The 16,294-nt window shown below is 62.8% G+C and carries 15 protein-coding genes; 8 read left to right on the top strand and 7 right to left on the bottom strand.

The window, feature by feature from the left end; translation table 11 throughout:
* Positions 1-21: 21 nt before the first annotated feature.
* Complete coding sequence (locus tag HJO_RS11065; protein ID WP_035616915.1) at positions 22-1,722, bottom strand: acyl-CoA dehydrogenase family protein; 1,701 nt, start codon at positions 1,720-1,722, stop codon at positions 22-24.
* 203 nt (positions 1,723-1,925) lie between these two features.
* Between HJO_RS11065 and HJO_RS11060 the strand changes: the two genes are divergently transcribed.
* Complete coding sequence (locus HJO_RS11060; RefSeq protein ID WP_035616914.1) at positions 1,926-4,313, top strand: hypothetical protein; 2,388 nt, start codon at positions 1,926-1,928, stop codon at positions 4,311-4,313.
* On the opposite strand, the gene HJO_RS11055 is transcribed toward HJO_RS11060, so the two are convergent.
* On the bottom strand, positions 4,314-5,123 hold the full coding sequence (locus HJO_RS11055; protein ID WP_035616913.1) for an SDR family NAD(P)-dependent oxidoreductase: 810 nt from the start codon (positions 5,121-5,123) through the stop codon (positions 4,314-4,316).
* A 203-nt stretch (positions 5,124-5,326) separates the two neighbouring features.
* Between HJO_RS11055 and HJO_RS11050 the strand changes: the two genes are divergently transcribed.
* Together HJO_RS11050 and HJO_RS11045 are read left to right on the top strand one after the other, a co-directional pair.
* Entirely contained in the window at positions 5,327-7,834 is a 2,508-nt protein-coding gene (locus tag HJO_RS11050) for a TonB-dependent receptor plug domain-containing protein (protein ID WP_051618548.1), read from the top strand.
* Positions 7,835-8,011: 177 nt separating this feature from the next.
* Positions 8,012-8,419: an ExbD/TolR family protein gene (locus HJO_RS11045; protein ID WP_051618528.1), complete on the top strand. Its 408-nt coding sequence runs from the start codon at positions 8,012-8,014 to the stop codon at positions 8,417-8,419.
* A 15-nt stretch (positions 8,420-8,434) separates the two neighbouring features.
* Here the strand turns inward: HJO_RS11045 and HJO_RS11040 are convergent, their stop codons facing one another.
* Both HJO_RS11040 and HJO_RS11035 read right to left on the bottom strand, forming a co-directional pair.
* Positions 8,435-9,382: a glutathione S-transferase gene (locus HJO_RS11040; RefSeq protein WP_035616911.1), complete on the bottom strand. Its 948-nt coding sequence runs from the start codon at positions 9,380-9,382 to the stop codon at positions 8,435-8,437.
* Positions 9,383-9,459: 77 nt separating this feature from the next.
* The gene (locus HJO_RS11035; protein WP_035616910.1) at positions 9,460-10,770 is read right to left on the bottom strand and encodes an O-acetylhomoserine aminocarboxypropyltransferase; all 1,311 of its coding nucleotides are present in this window, start codon (positions 10,768-10,770) and stop codon (positions 9,460-9,462) included.
* Positions 10,771-10,913: 143 nt separating this feature from the next.
* On the opposite strand from HJO_RS11035, the gene HJO_RS11030 reads away from it, so the two are divergent.
* The 4 genes from HJO_RS11030 to HJO_RS11015 are packed head-to-tail and all read left to right on the top strand — an operon-like array spanning position 10,914 to position 13,234.
* Positions 10,914-11,798, top strand: coding sequence for a bifunctional helix-turn-helix domain-containing protein/methylated-DNA--[protein]-cysteine S-methyltransferase (locus HJO_RS11030; protein WP_035616909.1), 885 nt, complete (start codon positions 10,914-10,916; stop codon positions 11,796-11,798).
* 55 nt (positions 11,799-11,853) lie between these two features.
* The gene (locus HJO_RS11025) at positions 11,854-12,312 is read left to right on the top strand and encodes a hypothetical protein (protein ID WP_035616907.1); all 459 of its coding nucleotides are present in this window, start codon (positions 11,854-11,856) and stop codon (positions 12,310-12,312) included.
* A 2-nt stretch (positions 12,313-12,314) separates the two neighbouring features.
* Positions 12,315-12,782: a VOC family protein gene (locus tag HJO_RS11020; RefSeq protein WP_199285760.1), complete on the top strand. Its 468-nt coding sequence runs from the start codon at positions 12,315-12,317 to the stop codon at positions 12,780-12,782.
* 59 nt (positions 12,783-12,841) lie between these two features.
* Positions 12,842-13,234 carry an MAPEG family protein gene (locus tag HJO_RS11015; protein ID WP_035616905.1) on the top strand — a complete coding sequence of 131 codons (393 nt, stop codon included), beginning with the start codon at positions 12,842-12,844 and terminating at the stop codon, positions 13,232-13,234.
* Between the two features lie 72 nt (positions 13,235-13,306).
* Here the strand turns inward: HJO_RS11015 and HJO_RS11010 are convergent, their stop codons facing one another.
* Positions 13,307-14,365, bottom strand: a complete 1,059-nt coding sequence (locus HJO_RS11010; RefSeq protein ID WP_035616904.1) for an asparaginase domain-containing protein — start codon at positions 14,363-14,365, stop codon at positions 13,307-13,309.
* A 30-nt stretch (positions 14,366-14,395) separates the two neighbouring features.
* Between HJO_RS11010 and HJO_RS11005 the strand changes: the two genes are divergently transcribed.
* Complete coding sequence (locus HJO_RS11005; protein ID WP_035616903.1) at positions 14,396-14,989, top strand: hypothetical protein; 594 nt, start codon at positions 14,396-14,398, stop codon at positions 14,987-14,989.
* A 34-nt stretch (positions 14,990-15,023) separates the two neighbouring features.
* Here the strand turns inward: HJO_RS11005 and HJO_RS11000 are convergent, their stop codons facing one another.
* The gene (locus HJO_RS11000) at positions 15,024-15,554 is read right to left on the bottom strand and encodes a phosphoribosyltransferase (protein WP_035616902.1); all 531 of its coding nucleotides are present in this window, start codon (positions 15,552-15,554) and stop codon (positions 15,024-15,026) included.
* Entirely contained in the window at positions 15,551-16,288 is a 738-nt protein-coding gene (locus HJO_RS10995; protein ID WP_035616901.1) for an MJ0042-type zinc finger domain-containing protein, read from the bottom strand. Before HJO_RS10995 ends, HJO_RS11000 begins: the two co-directional genes overlap by 4 nt.
* Between the last annotated feature and the right edge of the window lie 6 nt (positions 16,289-16,294).

The raw sequence follows: 16,294 nt of genomic DNA, 5'->3' as shown, positions 1-16,294 counted from the left end.
GCGGGGCGTCGAAGGCGGGGATCAGTTCCCGCCTTCGAGCAGCCTGCGCGCGATCACCATGGCCTGAACTTCACCGGCACCCTCGAAAATGTTGAGGATGCGCGCATCGGCCAGCAGGCGGCTGATCGGGTATTCGACGGCAAAGCCGTTGCCGCCATGAATCTGCAGCGCATTGTCGGCGGCCGCCCAGGCGACGCGCGCGGCGAGCAGTTTCGCCATGCCGGCTTCGAGGTCGCAGCGCTTGTCGGCGTCTTTCTGGCGGGCCGAGAAATAGGTCAGCTGGCGCACGCCGATCAGTTCGGCAGCCATCATCACCAGCTTGTTGGACACGCGCGGGAACGAATAGATCGGGTGGCCGAACTGGTTGCGGTCCAGCGCGTATTGCAGGCCGATCTCGAAGGCGTTCTGCGCCACGCCGATACCGCGTGCGGCCGTCTGGATGCGGGCGCTTTCGAATGTCGCCATCAACTGGCGGAAGCCCTGGCCCTCGACGCCGCCGAGCAGGTTTTCCGATTTCACGCGGAAATCGTCAAAGCCGATTTCGTATTCCTTCATGCCGCGATAGCCGATCACCTCGATCTCGCCGCCGGACATGCCTTCGGCAGGGAAGGGATTGGCATCGTCACCGCGCGGCTTTTCCGCCAGGAACATGGACAGGCCGGAGAAATTGTTCGTATCCGGATCGGTACGGGCCAGCACAGTCATCACGTCGGCCCGGACCGGGTGGGTGATCCAGGTCTTGTTGCCGGTGATCGCGTATTCGCTGCCGTCTTCGGTTTTCACCGCGCGCGTACGCAGGCTGCCGAGGTCCGAGCCCGTGTTCGGCTCGGTGAAGACGGCTGTTGGCAGGATTTCGCCGCTGGCAATCAGCGGCAGCCATTTTGTCTTCTGGTCGTCGGTGCCGCCGATCAGGATCAGCTCGGCTGCGATCTCGCTGCGTGTGCCAAGCGATCCGGTGCCGATATAGCCGCGCGACAGTTCCTCGGAGACAACGCACATGGCGATCTTGCCCATGCCGAAGCCACCGAATTCTTCCGGGATGGTCAGGCCGAACACGCCGAGATCGGCCATCTCGCTGACCACGTCCATCGGGATATAGTCGTTGCGCATGTGCCAGCCATGGGCGTGCGGCTTGATCTTGTCGGAGGCGAATTTCGCAAACTGGTCGCGCACCATGCTCATCGTCTCGTCCAGCCCGGTATTCTCGACCGTATTGCGGGAGAGGGCGTCAGGCAGGAACCTTGCGGCCGCCGCCATCGTGGCCGGCGTCTTGCCTTCCAGCACGAAGCGCTGGATCGGCGGTGCGAACAGGAGCTGCATGTCGGCGGTCGAGCAGCCGAGGTCGATTGGGCGGACGATTTCGCCCTGGTTCATCGGAATGCCGCCGATCAGCTGGGCGCAATATTCCCCAAACAGGATCTGTGACAGCAGGGATTCCACTTCGCCGAAGCTGCCCTCGGCATCGAGCCGGGCGGCCCACGCGGCCGTCTGGCGCAGGGTTTCGAGATATGTGGTCACCCAGGACAGGCCGTGCGCCATGTGCTGGTGACGTTCCAGCGCCTTGCGGTCCGGCTTGCCGTCCGGGCGTTTCAGCTGTGCCCCGGCAGCGCTTGTGGCGGCCGCCACATAGGCTTCCAGCGCTGACACAGCGCTGGCCATGGCAGGCACAAGCCCTGTCATGACGGGGGATTTCTCGAGTGTCTCGCCTGCTGCGCCGTCCATACTGTTCTCCACGATCTTCGGTCGTTGCACCTACTATAGTGCGCGGGCGCGAAGAGTCATGGCCGGAATTGTGCGGTGCACCAACGCAGGGCCGTTTGTTTCCAAAACGAAATAATTCGCGCTGCGGTCGTTTTGCGGGTTCCCCGTTCTGGCTGGATGGGCCTAGAATTAACAAAATGTTAAATCCAGGGTGGGAGCGGGACGTGGAGGCAGACGCAGAATTCGCGCTAAAAGCGAGCAAGGATTGGGCGCGCCGGTTCCGGATCGACCGGTTCGAAACGTGGCCCGGCCTGCTTGAACTCCACGGGTTGGTGCTGGTGGCTCTCGCCATGCTGTTTCTTGTGGGCGCCCACATGACTGCATTCGCCACGCCCGGTGGGCGCGAACTGAGCCCCGGCCTCCTTGCGGCAGGATCAGGCACGGCCGGCTGGGCCCTGTTCCAGGCCGGCAGGATCTTGCGTGTCCGGGCGCGTCAGACGCAATTCAAACAGCGCGATGCGAGGGGCCAGGAAGCGCGCCGCCTGTGCGTGACTGAACTTTTCGCCTGGCTGTTCATCTCGCTGGCAGTGTTGGCGCTGGCGGCCTTCCTGTCCCGCAACCCGGTTCCCGGCCTGGGATTCGGGATCGACCTCGACATCGCCTGGCAGAGGATCGTGTTCCTGACGCTGGTTTTTGCGGCGTTCGTGCCGGTCGCCTTCGGCATCTATGCAACAGAGCGCGATGTCGCCAATACGCAACGTGGCGGCAAGCTGCTGCGGGACGACGCGATTTCTCCGGGCTCGCTCCTTTTCGGCGCGCTCGCGATGGGCCTGATCGTCCTGCTGGCCTGGGCCGCGGGGCGCCAGGCCTTCCAGTCCATCGGTCCCGACATGGGTGTGCTCGCGACATTGTTCATCGTGTTCGCCTTCGTGTTCTTCATCGTGATTTCGTCGATCACGCGCGGACTGAACCTGTTTTCCGAGCGGGGCAGGTCGAAACCGCCTGTGGCGGCCGCCGGCCCGGCATTCGCCCTGTCGCCCGCCAAGTGGGCCAGCTGGCTGGACTCGATCCTTGTCCGCCTTGTCGCGCCGATGACGGGCGCAACGCAGGCCCCGGACGGGCGGCACGGGCTGGGCTGGCATCATCTCTATGTCATCGGCGTGATGACGCCCCTCACGGCCCTTGGCTATGCCTTGCCCGAGCCGTGGGGGCTGATCCCGATCTTTCTGGCATTCCTGTTCGCCCTGGCGGTTGGCCGGCGGTGGGCGTGGATCGAAGGGGACCGGGAGACGGCCGCGCGGCTGCGCACCACCAAGGGCCAGGACATCCATGTCGGCTTCGGTAACGACCTGCGCGACGAAGCGATGCTCGCCTACGCCTACCTGTTCATTCTGGTGCCGCTGACCCTGTTCCAGCTCAACGAGATGACGGGGGCCTTCACCCTGCGCAGCGAACTCGTGCGCGACCAGACATTCGTTGACTGGATCCAGTTCTTCGGGCTCGAACTGTTCAAGGCGGTTCCGCTTGTCGACTGGGCGGAAATCTACGGGTTCACGCCGCAGCCGAACATCATCGAGGCCCATCCCGACGCGACGATCGGCAAGCACCTGATCTTTGGTGCGCGCGTCCTGGTCGATTTCGTGGTGATGGCGGCGCTGTTCCAGGCCATCTCGATCGTCCAGCGCAACAGCGCGCAGCGCAAGCTCTACGATTCAGGCCAGCTCGATGTGCTGGACCCGATCACCGAGGAGGATTTCTTCGAGCGCGGGATAGAACCGGCCACGGCCGAGGAATACGCGGCGTGGAAGGAAGCGCCTGCCACAGACCAGCCGCAGAACCCCGTCGTGATGCTTGCCGAAAATTCCTTCTTCAAGGCCAAACGGGCATTCGTCGAGCGCGTCGAGCGGCACGTGAACAGTCAGTCGGCCACAGTGAAATGGCCCTACAGCCGGGATCGGCTGAACGAACTGGTGACTGACCATCGCGACGATGTCAAAGCTGGCGCACGCTGGATGATCGCCAAGTACAGCCTGCTGGCCGGCGATCCCAAGAACCAGATCTGGCAGCTCGCCGACCGCTGGTCCGGCCTGAACCTGCCGCGCGCAAGTGAAGCGACCGCGCTGACCGAGAAGCAGAATTTCGAGCAGGTGCTTATCGATGCCAGGAACCGGGCGAGCACGGTGTCGAATGCCGAACTCGGCCGCCTCGCCTTCATGATCGCCGAGGCAAAGGACCGGCCTGAATTCGGCTATGCCAACATCCTTGCAATCGACCTGATCGGGAAGACGCGCACCGAGATGTCGGTCCTGCTTCTGGCGCTGACGGTGATGACGAACGACCACCTGAATGATGCGCCCGAGATCCTCGCGGCCATGGACGCATCGATTGGCTTTCCCCGCCCGGCCCTGCGCCAAAGATGGGACGAGATGCGGGTGCACGCCTACACGGCGTTGCAGGCGATCGGTGTCAACGTGAATGCCAGCAAGGCGGCACGGAAACGCGCGCTGGACGTCGTCGTGTTCATGGAGGCCGTAGAAGCCAGGAAGTCGGCTGCAGCGGCGCGTCAGGCAAAGATCGCGATTCTCAAGTCCTTCCGGACGCGCACGCCCTAGCTATTCCGTCCGGCGGTACCGCTTTGACTGCCGGCCTGCCAGGGTACGCGTCAGGGGCTCGGGCAGGATGCGGGTCAGGGTGGCGAGGGTCTTGTTGGCGAGGCCGGGCACGATGACCGGGCTGCCCTTGTTGACGGCGTCTATGCCGGCCCTCACCACTGGCGCGGCTTCCATCCACATCCATTTCGGCATCTTGTCGGTATCCTCCCGCGTGCCGTTGACGTCGTGGAATTCGCTCCAGGTGAAACCGGGGCACAGCGCGGTGCAGTGGATGTCCTTGTGCCCGCCGGCAGCGCACTCCGCATTGATGCTCTCGGAGAACTTGATCAGGCCGGCCTTGACGCTGGCATACAGCGTGTGGCCTGCCGTGCCCGGCGCATAGCCGGCCAGCGACGCGACATTGATGATGCGGCCATAGCCGCGCTCGGCCATGCCGGGCAGCACCTTGTGGGTCAGCTCGACGGGGGCAGAGTACAGCACCCGGATGAATGCCGCCTGGTCCTTCCATCCGGTGTTGAAGAAAGTGCCGGGCAGGCCATAACCGGCATTGTTGACGAGGGCGTCGACATGCCGGCCCTGGCCTGCAAGCGTCTCCAGAATCTTGTCTGCCGAGTTGGCCCGGGCGAGATCCTGCACGAGCGGAATGACGGTGATCTTGTGGGTTGCCTCGAGCTCGGTCGCGAGCATTTCGAGCCTGTCCTTGCGCCGCGCGGTGATCGCGAGGTCCCAGCCGAGTGCGGCATACTGGCGGGCAAATTCTGCCCCGATTCCGGCCGAAGCCCCTGTTATCAGGCAAAGTCGTCTATTCATTTCGGCCCCTTCAGAATTGATTGCTCGTATTCAGCTTGGTCGTGACGGCAGTGTCATAATTGCCACAAGCAGGAAACAAAAGAGTAAGTCCACTTGAGATTTGTTCGGCTATCTCCACTCTTTGTTTTGGTTTTGGGTGCTCAAGGGGGCATTCTTTCAGGGTCCCACAGCGGGTGCCCATACAGGTCAAGGAGGACCAAACCATGCAATTGAAGCATGTTCTGCGTGCTGCCACCGCGCTTGTGGCCATCTCATCAATCACCATCCCCGCACTCGCGCAGGAAGACACGGCAGCGGATTCAGACCGTACGCTGGAGACTGTCGTGACACTCGGTACGCGCGTCGCCAACCGGTCGGCGCTCGACACCGCGGTTGCGGTGGATGTCGTTTCGGCCGCATCGCTCGAAAAGATCGGCATCGGCGAACTCAACCAGGCCCTGTCGGTCCAGCTTCCGAGTTTCAACTTTCCGCGCCCGGCGCTGAATGACGGTACGGACTCCGTCCGCCCGGCAACGCTTCGCGGCCTCGGCCCCGACCAGACGCTCGTCCTGGTCAACGGCAAGCGCCGCCACATGGCGTCTCTCGTAAATGTGAACGGATCAATCGGCCGCGGCACGTCGGCCGTCGACCTCAACACGATCCCGACCGATGCCGTGTCCGGTATCGAAGTCCTGCGTGATGGTGCTTCGGCCCAGTACGGTTCCGACGCCATCGCCGGCGTGATCAACGTCAATCTGCGCGAAGCATCCGAAGGCGGCTCCGCCGGTGTCAGCTATGGCTGGCGCGAAACCGAATACACCGTTCCGGTCAACACACCTGCCGCCGGAATGGGCGTCTCGGTGCCTGCCAGCGGCGAGATTTCCCGCGAACGGTCCGACGGCCATGTCGTCACGCTGTCCGGCTGGAAGGGTTTTGCCCTCGGTCAGGATGGCTGGCTGACCCTGTCGGCTGAGTACAAGGACCAGCAGCATACTGAACGCTCCGGCTTCGATGTGCGCCAGCAGTACCCGACGCCCGTGGGCGGTGGATTTGATCCCGGCGAGGCTGTAATCAACCGCTTCAACGCCTGGACAGGCGAGCCGGAACTTGAACAGAGCACGATCTTCGCGAATGCCGGCTACAATCTCGAAAACGGTGTCGAGCTTTACGGCTGGGCCAGCTACCAGGACCGTGACACGACGTCTGCGGGCTTCTATCGCCGGGCCCTCGACGACCGAAATGTCATCGAAATCTATCCCAATGGCTTCCTGCCGCTGATCTCGCCTGAGACAACCGATGCGTCGGTTGCAGGCGGTGCCCGCTTCCAGGCCGGTGGCTGGGACATGGATGCGTCCGTGGTCTACGGCTCGAACGAGATGGAATTCACGATCGAGAACACACTGAACCGTTCGATCGGACCGTCGTCGAAGACTGCCTTCGATGCTGGTGGCTTCAAGTACAGCCAGGTCGTGGCAAACCTCTCGGCCGTTCGCGGATTTGATGTCGGCGGGCTCGCGTCCCCGCTCAACGTCGCCTGGGGTGTGGAAGCACGTCAGGAAATGTACGAGATCAATGCTGGCGAAGTGGACAGCTACATCAATGGTGGCGTCACGCTTCCAGGCGGTGGGCCCACCGCATCGGGCAGCCAGGTGTTCCCCGGCTTCCGTCCGGCCAACGAAGTCGATGAGGACCGCACAGCTATCGGCGCCTATATCGACCTCGAAGCCAACGTCACCGATGCCTTCCTGTTGTCAGGTGCCGTGCGTGCCGAATCCTATTCGGATTTCGGCGAGACGGTGACTGCCAAGATCTCTGCCCGGTATGATTTCAACGACATGTTCGCACTTCGCGGCTCGGTCCAGAACGGCTTCCGTGCGCCGTCCTTGCAGCAGCAGTACTATGCGACCACGTCGACGAACTTCATCAATGGCGTGCCGTTCGACATCACCACGTTCCCGGTTACAGACCCGGTGGCCGTGGCGCTCGGGGCCGAGCCGCTCGATGCCGAAGAGTCGATCAACTATTCGATCGGCGCGGTGTTCCGCAACGGACCGCTCAATGTGACCGTCGATGCCTACCGCATCGATGTGAACGACCGGATCGTGTTGTCGGAAAACCTGACATCGCAGGACGTGCGTGACTTCCTCCAGTCCGAGGGCTTTATCGGATCCGGCGGTGGCCGGTTCTTCCTGAACGGCGTCGACACGGAAACGTCCGGCGTCGATATCGTTGCGAACTACGCCTTCCCGGAAACGGACTTCGGCAAGTTCAACGCGACGTTCGGGGCAAACTTCAACAAGACGGATGTGACCGCTGTTCCGGCGATCCCTCAGCTGACGGCACTGCCCTCGAATCCGGTCCTGTTCGCCCGTATCAACGTGAAGACGTTCGAGGACGGCACACCGAAGGACAAGTTCACCGGTTCGCTTGACTGGGAACGCGGTCCGTTCGGGGCGACGGTCCGGGCCATCCGCTACGGCGAAGTGCTCGTGCCTAGCTCCAACCCTGCCAACGACTACACGATCGATCCCAACACGCTCCTCGATATCGAGGGCCGTTATACCTGGAACGAACGCGTGACCCTGTCGCTCGGCGCGGACAACGTGTTCGACGAGTATGGCGATCCGGCTCCGGCATCGCAGAACGGCACCGGCAATACGCCATTCTCGGGCTATATCCCGTACGGCAGCTCCGGCCGCTTCGTGTACGGCAAGGCGGTCGTCAAGTTCTAGGCACCGCAGCCTTCAGTCCACCAACAAACGCCGCCCTTGCAAGAGGGCGGCGTTTTCCGTTCCGGCCCCCAGTCCGGAATGATGATCGAAAGACTCTGGGGGGATCCGCCATTTCATGTTATGGTATCCTGTAACGGATGCGATCAGACATCCGGGCAATGCAAGGAGGAAATGCGCATGAGAGGGCGTTCAATTCGCCGGATGACAGAATCGCATGTGGACCTGACGCCCATGCTGGACGTGGTCTTCATCCTGTTGATCTTTTTCATCGTCACAGCGACATTCGCGCAGGAAGACGCGCTCGGGCTCGAGCCGCCCCCCACCGACGGAACGGCAGACCCGGCCCAGAAAGCGATGGTCGTCGCGGTCGCCGAATCCGGTGTCGTCACGGTCGATGGCCGCCCGACCGATATCGGTTCGGTCCGCGCCAATATCGAACGCGTCCGGGCTGCGTCGCCGGATGTTCGCATCCTTATCAAGGCCGACCCCAAGGCGAAGAGCGGCACGGTCGTCCTCATTCGTGATGCGGCCTATGCGGCCGGCTACACCGAAGGCGTGAACTTCGTGCTCGACCGCAAAACCTGACGCAGGCGGGTTCGGTCAGGCGCGACGGACGAGGAAGCCGGCGCGCGGGAAGTGGACATGGATCGTCTCGGCTTCCGGCGAGGTGCGTTGCAGGACGATGCGTTGCGCGTCGGCATGCACCAGTTCACCCTCGACCCAGACCTGGCCGTAATCATCCGGCGCGACGGCCACTGTTTCGCCCGGCGCAAAGCCTTGAGGCTCGTTGACCGTTGATGCCATGACGAGGCGCGGTGCGGCGGGTTTCGCAATGTCGAGCGCGGCCCTGGATGAAATCGTTTCCGGCTCCTGGCCTTCCGCCTCGGTCAGCCGGTCATACCATGCCCGCGTCAGCGGCGCGGCTTCGAGGCAGGTATTGGCGAAGTCGGGCAGCGTATTCATCATGAACCAGACATTCATATAGGCATGGACATCGACAAAGCCGGGTTTGGCACCGATCAGGTAATTGCCTGCCCCGGCGCCCCGGCCGGCTTGCAGGCGCTCTTCCAGCAACATCAGGCGGGCGCGCCACTGGTCGCGCATCATGGGGGCGACCTGTTTCATCGCCTCGGTGTCGAACGGCCGGCCGGACAGTTCCTCACGATCCTTCTTGAAGGCATCCGGCACGGAATCGCCGATCGCGCCGAAGATCACCGCGACCGAAGACTGGAACCAGCGCCCGTCGGTCCAGCCCGCCACCATCTGGGAAAGGCCTTCCTGGCCGGGCGTACGCAGCGACACGGTAGCGAACCGGGTTTCCAGTTCGCGCAGGATGATCGCGGTGTCGCAATAGATGTCCGCGCCGATCTGCATCACCGGCGTGCGGCGATAGCCACCGGTCAGCGGCATCAGGTCGGGCCGCGGCATGATGACCGGGATCTCGACCCGGCTGTAGGCGAGGTTCTTCAGCTTGAGCGCCAGGCGCACTTTCTCCGCAAAGGGAGACGTCGGATATTCGTGCAGGATAACGCTGCGGGCATCTGCCATGGGCGTGAGCCCTCCCCTGTTGGCCAAGCGCATACAATGCAGGCGTTCAGCACATCAGGGAAGGGGATTCTTGCGCGTCAGAGCGCCGCCAGCGCCTGGTCAAGATCTGCGATGATGTCGGCGACATCCTCGATCCCGACCGAAAGGCGCACGGTGTCAGGCGCGGCGCCTGCCGCAACCTTCTGGGCATCGGTCAACTGGCTGTGCGTGGTCGATGCGGGGTGGATGATCAGCGAGCGCGTGTCGCCGATATTGGCGAGGTGGCTGAACAGTTTCACGCTCTCGACAAGTTTCACGCCGGCGGCGTGCCCGCCCTTCAGACCGAACGTGAAGACCGCGCCTGCGCCCTTCGGCATATATGTCTGCGCCCGGGAATAGTGTGGGTCGCCCTTCAGGCCTGCATACCGCACCCAGCCGACCTTTTCGTGACTGGACAGGTGCTCGGCGACGGCCAGGGCATTGGCGCAATGGCGGTCCATCCGCAAAGGCAGGGTTTCGCAGCCTGTCATGATCAGGAAGGCATTCATCGGCGACATGGCCGCACCCAGGTCGCGCAGCGAGAACGCACGGGTCGCGATGGCAAAGGCAATATTCACGTTTGCGCCATCCGGGCCGAGCGGCACCGCGCCGAAGGCTTCCCCGAACACCATGTCATTGTAGAAGGATTGCGGGGTCGCCATGGTCGGGAACTTGTCCCTGTGGGCCATCCAGTCGAAATTGCCGCCATCGACCAGCATGCCGCCAATCGAATTGCCGTGTCCGCCAACAAATTTCGTCAGGCTCTCCACGACAATGTTCGCGCCGTGCTCCAGGGGGCGACAGAGGTAGGGAGAGGCCATCGTGTTGTCGACAATGAAGGGCAGGCCGTGCCGTTTCGCGATCTTGGCAACCGCCGCAATATCCGTGACCAGGCCGCCCGGATTGGCGAGGCTCTCGGTGAAGATCAGGCGGGTCTTGTCGTCGATGGCGGCTTCAAAGCCCTCGACATCGTCGATGTCGACGAATTTGACCTCCCAGCCGAACTTCTTGAAACCATGTGACAGCTGGTTGATCGAGCCGCCATAGAGCTGGCGCGCAGCGACAATGTTCGTGCCGGGGGACATCAGCGCGTGGAAGGCGAGCAGCTGGGCGGCATGGCCGGATGCCGTCGCCACACCCATCGTGCCCCCTTCCAGGTTGGCGATGCGTTCTTCCAGCGCGCCCGTGGTCGGGTTGCCGAGCCGTGTATAGATATTGCCGAATTCCTTCAGCGCGAACAGGTTGGCGGCATGCTCGGCATTCTTGAACACGAAGCTGGTTGTCTGGTGGATCGGCTGGGCGCGCGACCCGGTCACCGGGTCTGGTGCGCTACCGGCATGAATGGCGCGTGTTGAAAATCCCTGAGTCACTTATTTCTCCCTGTCTGGTTTGTCCGCATCCCTTTTAGCGTGTGAAGCCCGCCTGCACAGGGCCCGCGACTAAAAGGTGCGTTGAGCAGACACGCCGCAAGAAACGGGTGGAACGGTCATGCCCCTGCGGGCAAACTGCACCCATGACACTGACACTCGCCCCCCTCGACGAACGCGCCCTGGCCTATGACCGCATGGCCCGCGCACTCGACCATCTCGGAAACACGTGGCGCGACTGGCCGGACCTTGCCAGCGTGGCGGCCGAAATGAACCTCTCGCCCAGCCATTTCCAGCGTGAATTCACCCGTTGGGCCGGCATCAGCCCGAAACAGTTCCAGGCCGCGCTGGCGCATGGCGAGGCAGGCGAATTGCTGCGCAGTGGCGCGAGCGTTCTTGATGCGGCGCTGGAGGCTGGCCTGTCAGGGCCTGGCCGACTGCACGATCTTTTCATTGCCCATGAAGGCCTGACGCCCGGCGAGGCCAAGGCGGGCGGGCGGGGCGCCGACCTGATCATCGGACGGGCACCGACGCCGTTCGGGGAAGGGGCGTGGCTGATCGGGCCGCGTGGCCTGGTCGGCCTCGGGTTCATTGATGAAGGCGCGCCCGCCCGGACCGGTTTCGAGCATCAGGGCGTTGGCGAGGCGCAGGCTTTCGCAGATCTTGCCGCCCGCTATCCCAATGCCGACATCTGCCGCGACGATGCCGAAGCAGCAAAGTTCGCCCGGCGCGTGTTCGAGGCGGGTGAGCCGCTGCCTGTCGCGCTCTATGGCACGCCGTTCCGGCGCCAGGTCTGGCGGGCGCTGCTCGAAATCCCGGCCGGAACGACGCAGACCTATGGCGAACTCGCGGCTGTTTCCGGCAACCCGAAAGCGGCGCGCGCAGTGGGCGCTGCAGTGGGCGCCAACCCGATCAGCTGGTTCATCCCCTGCCACCGGGCCCTTGCAGCAGACGGCCGGCTCCATAACTATCATTGGGGTGTGGCGCGCAAACGTGCCATGCTGACCTATGAACGAGCCCACGCTGCCTGACAGGCCGGCTGGGTAGCCGGCGTTTCGCCGCATATCCGGGCCTGCCAGACCAGCCATGCTGCCGATGATCCTGCTCTTTGTTGCCCTGTTCGCCTGGGGTGCCCACATTGCCTGGCGCTGGAAGCAGGCACGGGACTTTGCGCCTGAAGTGCTTGCCGCCCGCAAGGAGTCCGGCGAAATTCCGGCCGACGTCACCGATGCGGAATTCACCGATCTCTACCTGCGTAGCGAGGGGCCGCGCGCGCCGACATATTTCTTCGCCTGCGCCACCATCATGGCGGTGCTGCTGGCGCCCTTCGTTGCGGCGTTCAACATGGTCTGGCGGGCCATGTGGGAGGCGTCCGGCAAGTCGCCGGTCTTCGAAACAGGCACGTTGATCCACACATTCTCGGTTTTTCTCGCGATCATGGCGTTCATGATCCTGTTGCTTGCCGTCGCCATGCGGCGCTACTACGCCCTGATGCCACCCAACCTGAAACAGGTGGTGCGCGACCTGAACGGAGGCCTGACATGAGCATTGAATACCTGCACACCATGGTGCGCGTCGCCGATATCGACGCAGCCCTGAAATTCTATTGCGACGGGCTCGGTCTCGAACAGGTTCGCCGCGTCGATAATGAAAAGGGCCGGTTCACGCTGGTTTTCCTCGCGTCGCCGGATGACGTGAAACGCCTCGGCGGCGTTCCGGAGAACGCCAATCCTACCCAGCTGAACATCCCGATGGTCGAACTCACCCATAACTGGGACCCGGAAACCTACCAGGGCGGCCGCAATTTCGGGCACCTGGCCTATATGGTCGACGACATCTATGCCGCGGTCGAGCGTCTCGCCGCGCTGGGTGTCACGATCAACCGGCCGCCGCGCGACGGCCACATGGCCTTTGTCCGCTCACCGGACGGCATTTCCGTCGAACTTCTGCAAAAGGGCGAGCGCAAGGCACCCAAGGAACCCTGGGCCAGCGCCGAGAACATCGGCGCTTGGTAGAAAATCCGTGCAGATTGGCTGAATTGCGCTAAGTCTCTCCGAAACTGGGAGGATTATCCATGACGGCATTCGCTGCTGCGACACTCTATTTCGGCCTCTTCGGCCTCCTGATGCTGGCGTTGAAAATGAACGTCGGCCGGGTTCGTACGAAGGAAAAGGTCATGTTTGGCGACGGTGCCAACGAGGCCATGCAACGCGCCATCCGTGTGCAGGGAAATGCGGTCGAGGATGTGCCGGTCGTGCTGATCGGTATCGCAGGGCTTGCCGCCCTCTCGGCCCCGGTCGTGCTGATCCATGCGCTGGGCGGCAGCTTCCTTGTCGCCCGCATCTTTCACGCCATCGGCCTCGGCGGTTCGTCCGGATCAAGCCTGGGACGGATGGTTGGCACGCTGGTCACGCTGGTCGTTCAACTGGTAACGGCCGGTGCCTGTATCTGGTACGCGCTGGCCTAGTCCAGCGCACTGATATAGGGCAGCCGCGATACTTGCCGGCAGCGTCCATGCCAGCGACGGCACCCTAGCGCATCAGATGCGATAGTTCCTGTACATCTCGAGCGCTTCGGGCCCGCTCTTGCCTTCCGCAATTCCAGCTAATGCACTCACGTAAAGCAGGTGCGGTGGCAGGTCGCGATATACCCGGACGCCTGCATCGGACAGTATTCTGGAGGCTTCGTAGGGTACAGGCACGCTGGGCGACGGAATGGATGCCAGACAGATTGTGAGGTCGGGACGGGTCTCGATCAGGGCCCTGATCCCGGTCGGAAGCCTGCGGGCCGTGCCGGTTCCGCTGTGATAGCCCTCGAGTATGAGCGTCGCGTGCTTTTCGAGGGTCTGGAATATTCGCATGTCCATGCCTGGGTACAAGCGGCCTGCCGCCACCCGGCCCTTTGCATGCGCCAGTTGCGCGGACGTGATGATGCTTCGTGGCCCAGGCCAGTTGATCTGGTTGAACAGGCTGTCGGCATGATCGACCGTGTTCGTGACATCCGGCGCCTTGTCGAAGACCGACCTGAAAGCGGGTTCGTCATATAAGGGCGGCATCAGGTCGATGCCCGGCACGACCGCCAGGTCGCCCGTCATCCGGTCGGCAAAGGCAGCGTAAACACCGTCCTTGATGCGATCATCTGTTGCTGCCTGAAAGGCGGAAACGACATTCGCATTTGTGTCGCTCCTGGGATCGTTGATCGGGAAAAATGCGCCGGTTATGCAAACCCTCACATCATGTCCCTGAAACTGGAGGCTGAGGAATGCTGCCGTGTAGTGCAGCGTATCCGTGCCGTGGGTGAGCACGAAACGGTCAATGCCCTGCGCGCGGCACGTGGCAATCTGGCTGGAAAATGCGGTCCAGTCTTCCGGCTCGAGGTTCGGTGAGGCGACATTCGAGACAGGGTAGATTGCGATGTCCGTTTCGACCCGCGCGGCCAACTCGCCCAACCGCCCCTTGAGTGTTTCTCCCGACGCCTCGATGGATATCTCGTCGTCTCCCAGAAGCGAGCCGATCGTGCCTCCGGTCGTCAGCACGGCGATCTTTTTTTTCCGGGGTTTTGACTGGCCGCGCTGTGCTCCGCTAGTCTGGTCTTGCATGATAACCTCTTGGTTCCGGAAGGAGTAGGCATGATTGAAGGCAAAGAAGCAAACGATCCTGTCACGGCCGGCATTGATACGACGCGTCCGGCGGCGTCAACACATGCGCCGTCGGAGCCGACTGCCACTGCCAGCGGCATTTCCGATCATGATGTATACGCTTGGCAATCGATCCGACAGTCCGTCGGGGTGTTCGACCAGTTGGTCATGTCGTTGCTGACGCAAGGCACGGTGCTGGTTTTCGCGGCGCTTGGAATCATTTTCGGCGGCACGACTGCAGACCACCCAATGATGACGATCGTTCTCAGTTTCGGCGTCCTGTTCGGCGTATTGATGCTCCACATCGGTGTGTCCCGCTATTCCACCTCGATTACCGTGGCGGCCGGCGCTGCGCGTGAACTGGAAGACAGGATCTGGCCCGACGAACGCCTTCCGAATCGGGTCGGAAACCGACTTGCCAGTCACCCTATGGCAGCGGCGCGGCTACTGGGGCGGGCGTACTATCGAGCATGGTCACTGTCATTGCTGGTGATGGTCACGATCGTCGTGCTGGCCTTCTCGGCGCAGATACTCTTCCCGGAATGGATTCCGGTCCTTGAGGAAAAGTTGCGATCGCTCCTGTAGGCGCGTCTGTCGTGCCCGGCCAGTACCAGCTGGCCTAGTCCAGCGCACCGATATAGGGCAGGCCGCGATACTTGCCAGCATCGTCCATGCCATAGCCGACAAGGTAGCGGCCCGGTGAATCGAAGGCGCAGAAATCAACGCCGTCTTCGCCGCGCGGCGCCCACGGCTTCTGCGTCAGCGCGCAGGTGATCACCTCACGCGCGCCTTTCGACAACAGGTGCGTCTTTGCAAATGCCAGCGTGCGCCCCGTATCGAAAACATCATCCAGCAACAGCACGCCGCGCCCTTCGACAGACCGGCCGAGATCCGCGCGCACGACGACGCGGCCGGAGCTTTCGCGCGCGTCGCGATAGCTTTCCAGCCAGATCACATCCAGTACGGGGTGCACGTCGCGCCGGGCCAGGGCCTTCATCAGGTCGGACGTGAACGGCGTCGCCCCGATCAGGATCGATACAGCCGACCAGTCGCCCTTCAGGCGTGGGGCCAGCCGGTCAGCCAGCGTATCGACGCGGGCCAGCAACTCGTCCTCGGGGACGAGCACTTCGATCTTCGGCATGTCTGTCATTCCGGCGCGCTTTCTGGGTCTGGGGTGGTTTCGTCCGTTCCGCCGGACTCTGATGGCTCGGTCGGCGCTGTGGCAGGTTCGGGGTCAGGTGGAATATCGGCACGATCGACGAAGGACAATTCGATCTCGAAGCTTTCCATCGGGGCCTGTTCCAGCACGATCAGGAAAGCCCCGGTTTCGCCTGCCGGCAATTGCACCGGATTGACCTTGCCATACTTGGCCGCGACCTGCTTGCCCTGCTCGTCCATCAGGCTGACCCGCACGGCCGGGGTATCGATCGTCGTGCGTGCCACGTTCACGACCTTGCCGGAGACGGTGACGATGGGAATCGTGTCATTGAACGTGCGGCTGCGCTCGATATCGCTGAATTCCAGGCCGAAGCGGTTCACCGAAAACCCGATTCGCTTGTAGGCGGCTGCCGATTCCGGCCAGAATTTCACGACATCGTTGCGGAATATGATCGCCGCGAGGCCGAGCGAGAAGAAAACCGCAGCCGTCACGATCCATGAGACCGTCGCGGCGACGCGGCTCTTGCGCCGGCGCTGTTCGCGCACGCGTTCACGATACACTTCATGCGCTGCAGGCGCAGCTGCGCCGGACACCCCGGGCACGCCCTTGGGGTTCACGAACCAGCTGTGGCCGCAGGCAGCACACTTCACAGTGCGGCCGCTTTCACCGATTGTTGAGTCATCGGCGAAATACTGGGTCTCACATGAGGGACAGGTGAGGATCATGACTTG

Source organism: Hyphomonas johnsonii MHS-2 (assembly GCF_000685275.1).
GTDB classification, from domain to species: Bacteria; Pseudomonadota; Alphaproteobacteria; order Caulobacterales; family Hyphomonadaceae; genus Hyphomonas; species Hyphomonas johnsonii.
The sequence above is the reverse complement of the archived record's forward strand: the minus strand, read 5'-3'. Positions and strand labels throughout refer to the sequence as shown.

Bases quoted from the DNA above. Each gene is read 5' to 3' on its own strand.
- HJO_RS11065 (WP_035616915.1), bottom strand. From the start codon at position 1,722: ATGGACGGCGCAGCAGGCGAGACACTCGAGAAATCCCCCGTCATGACA.
- HJO_RS11055 (WP_035616913.1), bottom strand. From the start codon at position 5,123: ATGAATAGACGACTTTGCCTGATAACAGGGGCTTCGGCCGGAATCGGG.
- HJO_RS11050 (WP_051618548.1), top strand. From the start codon at position 5,327: ATGCAATTGAAGCATGTTCTGCGTGCTGCCACCGCGCTTGTGGCCATC.
- HJO_RS11045 (WP_051618528.1), top strand. From the start codon at position 8,012: ATGAGAGGGCGTTCAATTCGCCGGATGACAGAATCGCATGTGGACCTG.
- HJO_RS11040 (WP_035616911.1), bottom strand. From the start codon at position 9,382: ATGGCAGATGCCCGCAGCGTTATCCTGCACGAATATCCGACGTCTCCC.
- HJO_RS11030 (WP_035616909.1), top strand. From the start codon at position 10,914: ATGACACTGACACTCGCCCCCCTCGACGAACGCGCCCTGGCCTATGAC.
- HJO_RS11025 (WP_035616907.1), top strand. From the start codon at position 11,854: ATGCTGCCGATGATCCTGCTCTTTGTTGCCCTGTTCGCCTGGGGTGCC.
- HJO_RS11015 (WP_035616905.1), top strand. From the start codon at position 12,842: ATGACGGCATTCGCTGCTGCGACACTCTATTTCGGCCTCTTCGGCCTC.
- HJO_RS11010 (WP_035616904.1), bottom strand. From the start codon at position 14,365: ATGCAAGACCAGACTAGCGGAGCACAGCGCGGCCAGTCAAAACCCCGG.
- HJO_RS11005 (WP_035616903.1), top strand. From the start codon at position 14,396: ATGATTGAAGGCAAAGAAGCAAACGATCCTGTCACGGCCGGCATTGAT.
- HJO_RS11000 (WP_035616902.1), bottom strand. From the start codon at position 15,554: ATGACAGACATGCCGAAGATCGAAGTGCTCGTCCCCGAGGACGAGTTG.
- HJO_RS10995 (WP_035616901.1), bottom strand. From the start codon at position 16,288: ATGATCCTCACCTGTCCCTCATGTGAGACCCAGTATTTCGCCGATGAC.